The organism is Lactiplantibacillus daoliensis, assembly GCF_005405005.1.
GTDB lineage: Bacteria > Bacillota > Bacilli > Lactobacillales > Lactobacillaceae > Lactiplantibacillus > Lactiplantibacillus daoliensis.
Window position 1 is genome coordinate 18,837 of record NZ_BJDH01000010.1, and the last position, 14,543, is coordinate 33,379.

A 14,543-nucleotide genomic window follows, 5' to 3' on the forward strand; every position below is an offset into this window, starting at 1 on the left:
AAAGGTCTAACCCAATTTCTGAACGCCCATAGCCATTTGCTCCAAAAAATAAATGACCGGTAACTGTGAAAGTGTGCTACCACCAGTAATTGCCTGGACTTCTGGGGTATCATATGTCAGCACCACATCGCCAATTCCGGCGGCCGTTGAATGACTGCTAGCCGTAATCACAACTAATTTCGCCCCATTCTGTTGATAGAAAATGCCCTGTTGCATCACATCTTCAGATTCTCCCGAAGCAGATAATAATAGCAACGCAGTATCTGATAAATCAACTGCAGTTACTGGCAAGGGCTGCGCCGTTTCATTGATCTGCAAGGCATAAACACCAAAGTTGGCTAATAAATGGGTGCCATAACTGGCGAGACCTTTGCTTGTCCCAGCCCCAATCAAGACGACCGTTTTCGCTTGGCGAATCAACGCCGTAGCGGCCCGAATATCACTTGTGACAGTCGGCACATCCATCCGATCAAAAAAGGTTCGCATTGAAACGACGGTTTGTGAAACCGGTTGGGCCGCATCCTTACGCAATTGTTCCTTTAGTGTGAACTTGAATTCCGCGTAACCGTCATACCCCATCCGTTTCAGAAATCTCAAAATTGTCGTGGCGGAAACATGACTTTGACTTGCCAGTTGCCGAATCGTCATCGTACTGACTTCGGCCGGATGCCCCATGATATACTTATAAATCTCAATTTCTAGGCGATTCAGTTGCTGAACTTGATCATATGAAAACATCGCGGCACACCTCCCAAACTTTTAAATTGGTCTAATCATAAATTGATGACTACAACCATAATTTGTAGGAACAAATTCCAATTAACGATCGCCCCAACGACCATCCATTTCTGGTTTAACGTCTAAATCAGTCATTTCGAGTGAACAATCAGCCAAAGCGGTCGTAAACTTCGCCATAAATTCTTTAGTTTTGTATGGTGAATCAATATGCCAAGTTCGAAAACTCGGGGTCCGACTCACCGTTCCCAAAGCCACAATCGCAGGTACATCTTTGGGATCAACCTTTGCCGCCGTTTTTTTCACGTTAATTGAGTAACCATAGTGCCCACTGTGATACATCGCTTGCATCGCGTCATTAAAGATTCCCATGCTTATCCCTACTTCCTCAAATTTGTTAACCCAAGTTTACCATATTTCGCTAAGGCGCTTACATTTACGAGATGAATTTGTAAAAATAACACCTTTTATCGTCAACCTTTCACAACTATTGGCTATAATAGTCATAACTTAGATTATATAGAAGGGATTATTTTCATTATGAAAAAGACGATTCTGATTGTTGAAGACGAACTAAGCCTCTCTGGCTATCTCACGAAAGAACTCCAATTTGAAGATTTCAATGTGCTCGTGGCCAATGACGGTCTCGCCGCAATGGACATGTACGCTGAACATCAAAACGAACTACTTCTAATCTTACTCGACTGGATGTTACCTAAATTAGACGGGATGGAAGTCTTGCGACGCATCCGCAAACACGATCAGGTTCCCGTAATTATCATGACCGCCCGCGACTATATTGGTGACAAGGTCGCCGGATTAGATAACGGCGCCGACGACTACATCACTAAACCATTTGAAATTGAGGAACTGCTGGCACGAATTCGTGTTATTCAACGACGTGCTGAAAACCAACTTGACCCGAATCAGATCTATCAACTAGATGACATCACGCTGGATACCAAAGCCCATCGCGTCACGAACGCTGATGCTGAAGTCCAACTGACCCACCGTGAATATGACTTGTTACAATTTTTCTTAGCTCATCCTGACGAAGTCTTCACGCGCGACGATCTCCTTGACCAAGTTTGGGGCGCCGATTTTCTCGGACAACAAAATGTCGTTGACGTTTATGTCGGTTATTTGCGCAATAAATTAGCCACTCCGAACGCGGGACCACTGATTCAAACCGTCCGCGGCGTCGGTTACAAATTAAGGGAGTCGATTGCGAATGGCGAAAAATAAGGCGATTCCAACGTATGAACAGCTCATCAACCAAGCTATCAAACGGTTAGTACTGACTATCACGCTGACCATCAGTGCTGTTATTTTGATTGTCGTTGGCACGCAGCAAACGGTGAACACGTCGCATGAGGCTCGTTCCTTGATGAGTAGTCTGCATCAAGCAAACATTAAAGATGTCCCTAGCTTTATTCAATGGAACAACACCACGACTCGCAACAGCAAGCAACCGGCTTTTATCCGGGTAACCACTAAAAAGGCGACCCTGACGACGGCCACCAAAACTAAACAGACGATTTTGACATCGCCATCGTCGAAAGCCTTCTTCGCACGTCCACAAACCCACGTTTTAGGCGCCCTAGTCCACGTACGGGGCTTTGGTTTCTTTCTATCCTATACACAAACCGATGGGCAAAACACTTATCAATTATGGGTTAGTCTCCGGCGCCTGATAAATAGCCTAGTCATCTTGATTTGTCTCATTATTTTCGTGACCCTGCTGACATTAGCTGCCGGTACTTGGTGGGCGCACCGCTTGGCTGCAAGTCTTAGTGCCCCAACCATTAGTCTGCTTCACGAAACGAAATACACGTCCAATAATCCCGATACGGATCAACCAACGCTGACAGTGCCCACAAGTCCACGAGAAATTAACGATCTCGGCCAAGCCTTCAATGAATTACTGGTCGCACAAAATCAACGATTACAACATGAACGGCAATTTATTTCTGATGCTTCCCATGAACTCCGTACGCCGATTGCCGCAATTCGTGGCAATTTGAGTTTAATCCGCCGTCGTGGGACGGCTCATCCAGAAGTCATTCCAGAATCACTAAACTTTATCGACGAAGAATCCTTACGTATGCAGCATTTAATTGAAAATTTGCTCCATTTATCGCGCGCAGATCGTGCCAAATTAACCCTCACCGATCAGGATTTATCATTCCTAATGTTGCAACTTGGTGAACATTACCAGCCATCACTATCACAGCCACTCAAATTAGCCATTGACCCAGACATTCACGTCGCGGGTAATGCCGAAATGTTGCAGCAAATCGTAGTTGCCCTGCTGGATAACGCTCACAAATACTCGCCAGCTGATCAACTAATCACGTTGAGTCTCCATGCAACCGAACAGGAAGTACGTTTAGCAGTAGCCGATCTTGGCGAAGGCATTCCCGACGACCAAAAAGCTGCCATTTTCCAACGGTTCTATCGAGTCGATCAATCACGCTCGCAAGAAGTTGAAGGCAGTGGTTTAGGATTAGCCATTGTGCAACAACTGGTCACTTTGAATCATGCCAAAATTGAAGTGACTGATAACAACCCCCAAGGGAGCGTCTTTACTTTGATTTGGAAAAAGTAAAACAACCGTGTTCAAGTTCACCCAATTCGGGCTAAACTTGAACACGGTTGTTTTGTCATTTATTAAGTTATCATCTAAAAGTTGCAAGTAGAAAATTGCGACCTACAACACTACGTCAATAATCAGGTAATGAAAACTAGTCGAATACCGCCGCTTCCAGTTGTTACTGATAACATGCAGATGAGGGACCGGTTCAAGCCTTAGGAACGTCTTGAACCTCGCCCGAAAGCTTTGCTAAGATCGCAAATCTCCCGAACCGTCCGTGGTGTAAGGCCGGCAAAGAACGTCGGTCAAACGCCACCTGCACGTCCGATGCTATCAGTAACAACCTCCAGCTAAGTCAGTGGTTTTTTTGGCTAAATTCGTTATTTACGTTTAGCGGAGTCAGTCGGAATCGGTGTGCAGTGTCGGTAAGATTAGTCGGCGTTTTTAGCTGACTAAGCTTGCGGGGCAATTCAAAGACGTGTTTTTCCGGCTTTGAATTGAGGCACCAGACCGTACCTTGGCTGGCGCCATCCCCCACAGCACACCGATTTTGACTGACGGCGCGCTAAAGTTGGTAAGTCTACTTTAGATGTGACGGTCACTGGTACTGGGACATTTGTGATGTTTTTCCTATTTTCAACGTTTAGTGATCATTTCCATCGAATCCGACTCAGCACGCGGTGACCAAGACCATTTTGTAACAGAATGAAGACCGGATAAGCACTTAACATTAACGGGAGATAAATCATCGCCAAATGCCAATCCAGCAAATTGACTAATGAGAAGATTCGCCCACCAAACAGAAAAGCGAGAACGAACAACGTTGCCATCAACGAAACGAGACCAATCTTAAATCGATTTAATGGCCGCGCCGCAATCAAAAGTGCATTTAAGCTAATAATTCCGGTCAGTAAAACGTTCAGCGTTGAGGTCGTTGCAAAATCCAACTGGAATTCTGCGCCAAGCAAATCAATTACGACGATATAACCAACAACAGCAATCGCGGCCGGTACCGCAATTTCCATCACTTGCTTCATAAAACGACTGGTAATTCGCGTATAGTCCGGTTGCAGTGCTAAGAAGAACGTTGGAATCCCAACCATTAGTGACGAGATTGGTGTCAGCTGAATGGGCTCAAATGGATAACTGTGGGGCATAAAAATAAAGATGACCGTCAATGCGACGGAATACATGGTTTTAATCAAATATAACGCGGCAACCCGTTCGATATTATTAATTACTCGGCGACCTTCGTTCAAAACCTGAATCATCGCATCAAAATTAGAATCCAATAGCACGAAATCAGCCAAGCTCTTTGTCGCTTCACTCCCACTGGCCATCGCGATACTACAATCAGATTGACGCATGGCCAACAAATCATTCACCCCATCGCCAGTCATCGCTACCGTATGGCCCGCAGTTTGGTAGGCTTTGATCAAGCCAGCCTTTTGCTGGGGTGTCACTCGGCCAAAAACATTATAGGTTGCGACCAACTGATCATAGTCTGGTGTTGTCCCGACCTGACTCATATCAATTAACTGATCCGCGCCAGCAATGCCCGCACGCTTAGCGATACTTGCAACCGTGACGGGATTATCACCCGAAATGACCTTCAACGCAACGTCTTGTTTGGCAAAAAAGCCAAAAGTTGCTTGCGCATTTGGCCGCAACTCATCCGTAATTAAGATCAACCCTAACGCTTCTGGTTCAGTCGGCTTGGGTGTCGTCAATTGTGCTACTTTAGCTAGTACTAAGACACGAAACCCCTGTTGTGCGAGTTGGTGAATTCGCTGTTTTAAAGCTGGTGAGACTTCCCTGAAAATGAATTCAGGAGCGCCCATGACATACGCTTGACCATCAAAACTCGCACCGCTCCATTTACGACCAGACGAAAACGGCATGACTTCATCCGGTGACACGACTGGTTTGCCTAATCCCGACTGAATCGCCTGAGCCGTTTCGTTATCGTCATTAATCGCACTCACCAATTTAGCAAGGGTGTCCTGAACCGTTGCCGCTGCAATATCGGCCCAAGGTTCAATCCGTTCAAATTTTAAATTACCACTCGTGATGGTCCCCGTTTTATCGAGACATAAAATATCAACCCGCGCTAAAGCTTCAATTGCAGGTAATTCTCGCACTAAAACTTGATGACGCCCCAACGTAAAGGCCCCCGCAGCCAAGGCAACCGACGTCAACAACACCAAGCCTTCTGGAATCATGCCGACCATCGCAGCTACCGTTCCAAGAATGGCTCGATTTTGACCAGCCCCACGCATTAGGGTGGAGATAAATAAGGCGGTCCCTAACGGAATAATGGTGAACGTTAATATTTTGATAATCCGATTAATAATCGTCAGCAATTGACTGGGCGTCCGATGATCCGACTTGGCCGAACGCGCTAATTGCTTAATATAGCTCCCGTGGCCCACCACCGTAGCTTGTACGGTTCCATGACCACCTAATAGCACACTCCCAGAAATCAGATTATCTCCGTTGCCTTTGATAATCGGTTCAGACTCACCGGTAATTTGCGATTCGTCTACTTCTAACCCAGTAGTTTCGCGAACGACAACATCCACCGGCAGTTGATCCCCACGAGTCACGCTAATCAAGTCATCTTGCACCAAGTCAGCTTGATCGACAGCAACCAACTGCCCATCACGCCAAACATTCATCTTGGCCGCTGACAAAATCGTCAATTTATCCACTTGGCGTTTCGCTCGAATTTCCTGAAAAATACCAATCGCCGTATTCATAATCACAACAAATAAAAATAGTAAATTTTTGTAACTTCCTGTCAGGAAGACCAAGCAACCTAACAAGACATTAATTAAGTTAAATAAGGTCAATAAGTTATCTCGAAAAATTTGCTGCACACTTCTCGTCAGTGGCGGTAGTGGTTCATTGTGTTGACCCGCCGCCATCCGTTGTTGAACCTCGGCAGTCGTTAAGCCTTGTTTTAACGGTGATAAGTCCCGTTCGGTCATCTTGGTAAGCCCCCTCAGTTTGCTTTACTTTCTATTGTAAGCATTTTTAAACCTTTATGACGATTCTAACGCTCAAAATTTTTTTGACTTAACGTATTTTTAAGCAACCCCGGGTTCCAAACAACGATTATCAAAACTATAAGTAACTTTCTAAGAAATTCTTAGATTAGATTTACAAAAAGTCGATAGTTACGCGGTCAATTTGCCGGTAAACTAAAGTCATTCAAGTCAAGCAAGTTACTAAGGAGCTGGAAATATGTTATTAGATACCGATCCTAAAATTAAAAATATTACCGCAGTCCATTTGGTGAAAGTCTTTTATCCACTGATCATTGCGAAAACGGAACAAGGCGAGTACGTCAAGGTTAAATTAAGTAATGACCAACTCAACGATCCGTTGTTTTGGGACACGGCTCGTAACATTTGCCAATCCGAATTATGGGTGCCCCTTGGTCGTAAATTCCACCAACTACTTTCAAACGACTGGCTTGTCCCGGTCGCCTAACTAACACACAACTAAAAGGAGTCCGATTATTATGAAAAACACTTTAAAAAAATTAACGATTACCCTGATGGCCGCCGGAACCTTATTCGCAACTACTGGAACGGCCCTCGCAGACACGACCGCCGCTAAACCCACCCCCACTTCAACCGCCTTAGTTAGCCATGTAAACAAAGGTACGAGCTTGGCGACGCGGCCAACACAACCGAATCCTGCCAATGACCTAACCCCCCACGCAACTAAATTAGTTACCAAAACGATGCAAAATCAGGTGATCGACACGATTGACACCAGTAGTCAAAATTTAGACAAGTTGCGCTACCAACCAACTAAATAGCCAATACTGATGTGATCGAAAGGAGTGTGACCAGATGTCGACACTGACCGAAAAAATTGAAGCCCAACTACGCCGAAGCTACCAACAACCCCTGCTGCAAAACCAAAGTCAGGGCATCTGGTACACGGGTGCCGACCTTCTGGAAGACCTGCCGCTATGTCGGACAAGCTTACAGCAACAAGCCCTTAAACCTGGGCAGTCCATCTTAATCAGTACGACTAATCTGGCGCCCATTCCCCTCCTCTTACTCGCTAGTTGGCAACTAGGACTAACCATAACCCTGACACCACCAACAACTGAAGAGCCCAAGCTGCCATTGAAACGCTATGCCGCGATGGTGTATTCCGTACCACAAACGCTGCGACTCATGCAGCAGATTGATCCACAACAAGTGAGCCACCTCACGTTACTACTAAACACAGCACCAGACTTTGCTTATTTCGTCCATGATCTAGCGCCAACCGCTATGATGACATCGCCAACAGCCCTAATCCTGCCACACCATCAGGCCAGACTTTCACAAGACGACTTACTCACGGCAGTCACTGCTCAAACTTGGCCAGCCACGATTAGCAATTTATATGATTTAAAAAACGGCATTCTGCCGCTACTCGCAAATCTACTTAACCCCACCCCTTTTTCACTAGCAACAGCCATCTAAACAACAAAAAAAGTGCTGAAAATTAATTCAGCACTTTTTTACTATTTCAATTCAATTTAAACTAAGCCGACCGTTTGTAAAATAAGATAAATGTTCAAGATGATCAAGACAGCCGTAATAATCCAAGCTGTCCATTCAACCCAGCGTCGGTTCTTGAAGTTCCCCATCAGTTTTGAATCACTGGTAAACTTAACCAGTGGAATCATTGCAAATGGTAACGCGATACTCAAGAAGACTTGCGAGAAGGTTAAGAGACTTTCAATCTTCGCTTCATTACCATGGTAATAGATCGCAAAAGCTAGCACTGGCGCGACCGAGATCAAACGGGTCAATAACCGTTGTGCCCACAATGGCATCTTCAACCGAATGAAACCTTCCATGATAATTTGACCAGATAACGTCCCAGTAATCGTTGAACTTTGACCGGAAGATAACAAGGCAACAGCGAATAACATACTCAAGACTGGACTCGCAATCGAGCCAACAATCTTGCTATCCCCTAAGGCATTATACAAGTCAACGAATCGACCCAAGTCACCTTTCGTCCCGAAGAATAACGCTGCCCCCAAGATCAAAAGCAAGCTGTTAACGACGAAGGCCACGGACAATTGAATATTAGAATCAATCGTGGTAAATTTAACGGCTTTGGCAACTTCTTTTTCATCACTCCGGTCAACGGCCCGAGTTTGTGAAATGGAAGAACCTAAGTACAAATTATGTGGCATAACCGTCGCTCCAACAATCCCCAATGCTAAGTAGAGCATGGACTGATTGCTGACGATTTGAGTTGTTGGCACATACCCCTTTAACATTTCAGGGACGTTCGGTTGTGAAATAATCACTTCGTATAAGAAGACGAATAAGATCACAGCCACCAACGTTGCAACAATGGCTTCAATTTTACGGAAACCTAGCTTCATTAATAACAATAAAATCAATACATCAGCGGTCGTAATCAAGATACCGACAATCAGCGGGAAACCGAATAACAGTTTCAACGCAATCCCAGAACCAATAATTTCAGCCACATCAGTCGCCATAATGGCTAATTCAGTAATAATCCAGAGGAAGATACCCATTCTCTTTGACGTCCGTTCCCGGGTCAATTGGGCTAAATCTTTCCCAGTGACAATTCCCAACCGCGCCGCCATGGCTTGTAACAGCATCGCAATCAAACTTGAAAGTAAGATTACAGATAGCAACGCGTACTTATACTGTGAACCCCCAGCAATCGATGTAATCCAGTTACCCGGATCCATGTACCCGACTGCGACTAAAGCACCCGGTCCCGTATATGCGATTAGCGTACGCCAGAAACTCGCATTTTTCGGAACCCGAACACTCCCATTCACTTCGTCCAAGCTTTTACTATCGGTCCCAGTCGAATGTATCCCACTACCGGTACTCCCTTTGGTGGCTAACATCGCTGAACGGTCCTTCGTTTTTGCTAGTTTCATAATGAAACCCTCTCTTCTATTGGTTTAGAATTCAGGTTGTGGACTACTGTGTGATCCTCAACAGCCAACACTCGTTCTTGCTGATTGAGCGCTTGCTTCAATTCCAATTGGTAGTATATCATCCATGAGATAATAGTCAACTATTTTTATTTTATTGTTTGGCAGTCCTAAACCTGTGTCACCGCTGATTTAATCCACATGTAAGGGCATTCGACGTGGGCTCAATCCATTTACTAAGAAATCACTGAGATAACGGACAGTTTGTTTGGTATCAAGTTGATTTAAATCCGGATACAGCACTTTTTCAACTAAATAGCCCCCAAGTGTTGAAAATAATAATTGCAAAATCATTCGATTGGGCCAATCTACTAGCTCACCAGCAGTTTTCAAGCGATCCATCACCACATTGGCTTGGGTCAAAATTTCTGGGGAGACCATTCCCATGACGGCTGCGCGATCTTTTTCATTATTAAAAAATTGTGACAAAATCACGGCCAGCGATTCTTGGTTACGCGCCGCGAAAGCCACTCGGTCCGTGACTAGCGCAACAATGAACGCATCTAACGTTTGACTGTCACCATCTAAGACTGCTTGATCTAAAGTATTCAGCATCGTGGGTAAAATATTCTGCATGATTGGTTGCATAATCGCATCCAAAATTCCATTCTTATTAACAAAATTATGGAAGAGCGTCCCCTCGGCTACCCCGGCCCGATCCGCAATTTCACGTGTTCCAACTTCTTCGTAGCTCTTCTCAGCAAACAGTGCCAAAGCAGCCGCTAAAATCTTTTGTTGCGTTTTAGTTATTTGGCCATCCTTCCCCAATGAGGCGGCATAATACGCCTGGATGGTTTCAATTTCACTCATGTCACTAGCTCCTTTTTGAAGTAACTGCTCAATTCATCATCACTAAGATAACCGATTTTATGATAATAAGCAATTATTATTGATGAAAAGTTACATGATATTTCGGGTAAAAGGGGATAATTGCTTTAATTAAAAGAATCAGATATAATCACGGTAATTAATCTAGTTACAGGAAGTGATTGACATGCGTGTTTCTACTCGGTTCAGTGATTCAATTCATTTACTCGCCTTCATAAAAATTTATGCTGGCGCGCATCTGACTAGTGACTTAATTGCTAGCAGCATCGAAACCAGTCCAGTCGTTGTCCGGCGGTTAATGGGTAAGCTCCGTCATGCCGGACTTATTACGACAACACCAGGGACAGCCCAACCGATTCTAGCCAAACCGTTGAATGAAATCTCACTCTTGACCGTTTTCTACGCCGTCGAAGGTGACAAATCATTATTCGCGGTTGATCCAAAAACCAATCCGGACTGCATTGTAGGTGGCAACATCCAAACCGTCTTACAACAATACTATCAAGACGCCCAGACTGCCGCAGAGGCACGATTAGCCAAAACCAGTTTGCAAGATATCGTGGATAATCTGCTCGTCGAACAAGCGAAAAAAGACGCCATTCACTAATATCAGTGCGCTACTGACTAAAGTTGAATTACAGGAATTATCCACCGACAGCGTGCTAAATTTGAACCAGTCTATTTCGGTTACTGGTATATTTGTGTCGCTTCCGGTTGTTGCCGATAACATGCGGACGAGGGACCGGTTCAAGCCTGGAAGTTTTGCCAAAACCACAAATCTCCCAGACCGTTCTTCGGCTGGCGCCGTCCCCCACAGCACACCGATTTTGACTGACGGAGTGCTCGGTTTAGACGTAAAGGGTATTTGGTTCGTACCGTTTCTTTGAGCCTTTCAATCTTTAGTTAACTAAATAAGCGTCGTAATTGATTTTTTAAGGTCAATTACAACGCTTATTTTATTTTGGGCTTTCATCATTGCCATAATATTCTGGCTTAGGGACAATAATTGGGTTTGCAGTCAACCACTCAATAATTTGTTGACTCAATGTCATGGTCATCGGCGCAGCGGCCGCAATTTGAGCCTTAGTAATTTGATTAACATGAATACCCGCCGTAATCGTACAACTACCAAGTAAGTATGGCTTCAAGGCCGCCGCCATACGCTCGGAAATAAAATTATCTTTATGCAGCCGTCCATCATGACTAGGAAATCTTACCGTCTGGGCACTGGTCTTAGCTGTTACCATTGTCACATCGCCAATGTGTGGATTCGTTCCGCCGGTCACGACGATCAATAAATCACGTCCGATCACTTGTAACACGGCAGTCATCGCATACCCAGCCTGTTCAGTTTTAAAAGTCGGCATCGGCTAATCCCCTTCCCAACGTCGGTCATTTTTAGTTGGCATGTGGAAAGCATCCAAAACCTTCATTGTTTGATGATCAACCAAATCCTGAATCGTCTGTGGGTGATTATAAAAAGCCGGGATTGGCGGAATAATTTGTGCGCCTAATTTAGCTAACTTCGTCAGATTTTCCAGATGAATGACGCTTAACGGAGTTTCACGTGGCACAATCACTAGCTTACGCTGTTCTTTAATGGTCACATCCGCAGCTCGGGAAATTAAATTATCTCCAAAACCATAGGCAATCCCAGCCACAGTCTTCATACTGGCGGGAACAATCACCATACCATCATTTAAAAAGGACCCACTCGCAATGGTCGCCCCTTGATCATTGATATGATAAGTATAATCAGCCAACGCCTGTAACTGTTTGAGTGTCATGGTCGTTTCCAATTCTAAATTTTTCTTAGCCCAAGTACTCATTACTAAATGGACCTCGACTGTTGGTATTTCGTGCAATTTTTTCAACAAATCAACTGCATAAACAGTTCCGGACGCTCCTGTAATTCCAACAATAAGTCGCTTCATTTTGTCACCCTCACTTTTTAACAGTCATCAGCATGTTTAATCCCATTCTAGCGACAACCATTAGGCCGAACAACTCATATTCAGACTGAGTATTATTCCTTTTAGGACTAATAAATTTTGACAATAACTTTTCAATCTAATTTAAAACCCAGCAAGTCATCACCAGTTAATCCCTGGCAAGTCACTTACTGGGTTTCAGTTATTTCGCTGCTTTAATGATAATTGTTCGTTGTTCCTGATCAATCGTCACTTCATCATCAATCGCACCGGTAACTGTTAACTCGGTTGCAGTCACATTGATGGTATAAATCGTGCCGCGATAGCAAAGCTTAAAGCGACATTGCGTCCAACCAGTTGGCAGATAAGGCTTGAGTTCAGCGGCATCATCATTCACCATTAATCCCATCATTCCCCAAGCAAACGTAATCCAACTGCCACCCATCGCGGCCAAATGAAGCCCATCAGCGGTATTGCCTTGTTTGTTCTTCAAGTCAGTATTAATTGTCCGCTTGAAGAAATCAATGGCGCCGTCATGTTTGCCCAAACGTGCTGCCGCAATCGCATAGATCGCTGGCGACAACGAAGAGTCATGCGTTGTCAGTGGTTCATAGTAATCGTAGTTCGTCTGGACTTGCGCATCACTAAATTGTTCTGACAATAAGACCATGGCTAAGAGCAAGTCCGCCTGCTTCAAAACTTGTAAACGATAAAGCACTAATGGATGAAAATGAGTCAGTAATGGAAACTGGTCTTTGGGAATCCGACTCAAGTCAAGCCGTTTTTTGGATAAGAAACTATCGTCTTGCGCAATCAACTCACCGTGCGTTTCAAAGTACATCTGATCCGCAGCGGCTTTGAAACTCGTCCATTCCCGTTGTGAGACCTTGAAACGACCAATATCTTTTTGCGTGAAATGATCCGTCAAATAACGTAATTCAAATTGAACCAAATAATTCGTATAGGCATTATTATTAACCAAAGCCGTATATTCGTCAGGACCAGTAACCGTATTTAAAACGAACCCTTTATCATCATCAAAGTTCCCGTAACTCAGATAAAAACGGCTCGTTTCAACTAGTAACTCCTGTCCATAGTCTCGCATAAAGGTCGCATCATGCGTGATCTGATAGTAGCGAATGACCAAATAAGCAATATCAGCGTCAATATGGATGGCCGCGGTGCTAGCTGGGAAATAGGCCGAAGCTTCTTCCCCGTTAATCGTCCGCCAAGGGAACAATGCCCCATCTAATCCAAGTGATTGGGCATAAGCCTTGGCATGAGACAATTGTTGATACCGGACCATTAAAAGCCGTTTGGCTAATTCTGGATGATTCCAATAGAAGAATGGTGCTTCATAAATCTCGGTATCCCAGAAGTAATGACCATTATAGCCACTACCAGTCAGCCCTTTGGCGGCGATACCGCGACCACCGGCGTGCAGACCAACTGCTTGTAACAAACCAAATTGGGAGAATCGAATGCCAAGTTGTGATTCAGCATCACCGGTAATTTCAATATCACTTGTCGCCCAAAAGTCAGCTAAGGCTGCCGATTGAGCTGTCGTAATCGTATCGAAAGTTGCCGTCAAATTAGTTTGCGCATCCACGTTCAGCTCAGCAGCACCTAATTCGGCCCAAATCTTCTTCGTCACTGCCACCGGCGTTGAACTTAAGTCGAATTCACCCATCCAGTTGCCATCAGCGACCCAATCACCGGCCTGATCATAACTCGTCAATAGACTTAATTGCTGCTCGCTTTGTGGTGCTTTAAAAGTCAGGCTGCGAACGGTTGGTGATAATTGTGTCACTTGCTGATTGTCTAAAATTTCTGCAGCATCATAATGTGTTAATCGGGGGTCAAAGTCAGCGGACTTGTGGGTCACCGGTGTCTGCATTCCAGAAATCACCCGAAGTTTCCCCGTTTTAAAGTTAAGCGCCGTGACGGCAACTTGTTGCATCAATAACGCTGCCGTTTTCAAACTGGTCAACCGCGTAATCGTAATGGCTAACTGTCGACCAGTAGCCGTTTCTTCCCAGACTAAATTATGGGTGTACTGACCTGTCTGCATCGACAACGCATAGTCTTGTGAAACTAGCTTGCCTTGTTCCAAGTCAACTGGGACATCATCCAGCCACAAATCAAAACGCGTTGGTGCAGGCAATGGAATCATCGTTTGGTTGCGTTGCGGAAAACCAAATTGTGCCTCGCCGTACTGAATTGGTTCATAATCATAGAAGCCGTTGACATAAACCACCGATGCCGTTTGTGGCCCCTCTTGTAATTGTGGGACTTCGGTCAAATCCTTGACGCCTACCAAACCATTGCTGACCGTTAGCTTAGACGCTAACTCATGCGTTGGTTGCGTGGCGGTAATTTTCCATAAATCCATGCTGGACCCCCTCATTGATTTTTGTTTCCGTTTACAATTAGCTTTAAAAGCGCTAACAGT

14 protein-coding genes are annotated in these 14,543 nt (G+C 44.7%); 6 read left to right on the plus strand and 8 right to left on the minus strand.

All coding sequences use genetic code 11. The features are described from left to right. Positions 1 to 6 precede the first annotated feature (6 nt). Positions 7 to 738 carry a MurR/RpiR family transcriptional regulator gene (locus FFM64_RS10420; RefSeq protein WP_137607964.1) on the minus strand — a complete coding sequence of 244 codons (732 nt, stop codon included), beginning with the start codon at positions 736 to 738 and terminating at the stop codon, positions 7 to 9. 81 nt (positions 739 to 819) lie between these two features. Next, positions 820 to 1,107: a hypothetical protein gene (locus FFM64_RS10425; RefSeq protein ID WP_137607965.1), complete on the minus strand. Its 288-nt coding sequence runs from the start codon at positions 1,105 to 1,107 to the stop codon at positions 820 to 822. A gap of 168 nt (positions 1,108 to 1,275) precedes the next feature. Here FFM64_RS10425 and FFM64_RS10430 point away from each other — a divergent pair, with 168 nt between their 5' ends. After that, positions 1,276 to 1,980, plus strand: a complete 705-nt coding sequence (locus FFM64_RS10430; RefSeq protein ID WP_137607966.1) for a response regulator transcription factor — start codon at positions 1,276 to 1,278, stop codon at positions 1,978 to 1,980. Next, positions 1,967 to 3,343, plus strand: a complete 1,377-nt coding sequence (locus tag FFM64_RS10435; protein ID WP_137607967.1) for a sensor histidine kinase — start codon at positions 1,967 to 1,969, stop codon at positions 3,341 to 3,343. Before FFM64_RS10430 ends, FFM64_RS10435 begins: the two co-directional genes overlap by 14 nt. Before the next feature lie 635 nt (positions 3,344 to 3,978). Here FFM64_RS10435 and FFM64_RS10440 read toward each other — a convergent pair. Then, positions 3,979 to 6,318, minus strand: coding sequence for a cation-translocating P-type ATPase (locus FFM64_RS10440; protein ID WP_137607968.1), 2,340 nt, complete (start codon positions 6,316 to 6,318; stop codon positions 3,979 to 3,981). Positions 6,319 to 6,574: 256 nt separating this feature from the next. Between FFM64_RS10440 and FFM64_RS10445 the strand changes: the two genes are divergently transcribed. The 3 genes from FFM64_RS10445 to FFM64_RS10455 are packed head-to-tail and all read left to right on the plus strand — an operon-like array spanning position 6,575 to position 7,818. Then, entirely contained in the window at positions 6,575 to 6,823 is a 249-nt protein-coding gene (locus tag FFM64_RS10445) for a hypothetical protein (protein ID WP_137607969.1), read from the plus strand. A 31-nt stretch (positions 6,824 to 6,854) separates the two neighbouring features. Next, positions 6,855 to 7,157: a hypothetical protein gene (locus tag FFM64_RS10450; RefSeq protein ID WP_137607970.1), complete on the plus strand. Its 303-nt coding sequence runs from the start codon at positions 6,855 to 6,857 to the stop codon at positions 7,155 to 7,157. A gap of 34 nt (positions 7,158 to 7,191) precedes the next feature. Then, a complete protein-coding gene (locus FFM64_RS10455; protein ID WP_137607971.1) occupies positions 7,192 to 7,818 on the plus strand; it encodes a hypothetical protein in 627 nt (208 codons plus the stop codon). Positions 7,819 to 7,874: 56 nt separating this feature from the next. On the opposite strand, the gene FFM64_RS10460 is transcribed toward FFM64_RS10455, so the two are convergent. Both FFM64_RS10460 and FFM64_RS10465 read right to left on the minus strand, forming a co-directional pair. Continuing rightward, on the minus strand, positions 7,875 to 9,242 hold the full coding sequence (locus FFM64_RS10460) for an Nramp family divalent metal transporter (protein WP_171000392.1): 1,368 nt from the start codon (positions 9,240 to 9,242) through the stop codon (positions 7,875 to 7,877). A 222-nt stretch (positions 9,243 to 9,464) separates the two neighbouring features. Continuing rightward, positions 9,465 to 10,142 (minus strand): TetR/AcrR family transcriptional regulator, encoded by a 678-nt coding sequence (locus tag FFM64_RS10465; protein WP_137607973.1) that lies wholly within the window; start codon positions 10,140 to 10,142, stop codon positions 9,465 to 9,467. Between the two features lie 184 nt (positions 10,143 to 10,326). On the opposite strand from FFM64_RS10465, the gene FFM64_RS10470 reads away from it, so the two are divergent. Continuing rightward, positions 10,327 to 10,767 carry an Rrf2 family transcriptional regulator gene (locus FFM64_RS10470; RefSeq protein WP_137607974.1) on the plus strand — a complete coding sequence of 147 codons (441 nt, stop codon included), beginning with the start codon at positions 10,327 to 10,329 and terminating at the stop codon, positions 10,765 to 10,767. Between the two features lie 349 nt (positions 10,768 to 11,116). On the opposite strand, the gene lpdD is transcribed toward FFM64_RS10470, so the two are convergent. The 3 genes from lpdD to FFM64_RS10485 all read right to left on the minus strand — a co-directional run bounded on the left by lpdD (position 11,117) and on the right by FFM64_RS10485 (position 14,483). Beyond that, a complete protein-coding gene (gene lpdD, locus FFM64_RS10475) occupies positions 11,117 to 11,527 on the minus strand; it encodes a prenylated flavin chaperone LpdD (RefSeq protein WP_137607975.1) in 411 nt (136 codons plus the stop codon). Between the two features lie 3 nt (positions 11,528 to 11,530). Beyond that, positions 11,531 to 12,094, minus strand: coding sequence for a UbiX family flavin prenyltransferase (locus FFM64_RS10480; RefSeq protein ID WP_137607976.1), 564 nt, complete (start codon positions 12,092 to 12,094; stop codon positions 11,531 to 11,533). A 199-nt stretch (positions 12,095 to 12,293) separates the two neighbouring features. Beyond that, positions 12,294 to 14,483: a glycoside hydrolase family 65 protein gene (locus FFM64_RS10485; protein ID WP_171000389.1), complete on the minus strand. Its 2,190-nt coding sequence runs from the start codon at positions 14,481 to 14,483 to the stop codon at positions 12,294 to 12,296. Positions 14,484 to 14,543: the final 60 nt, after the last annotated feature.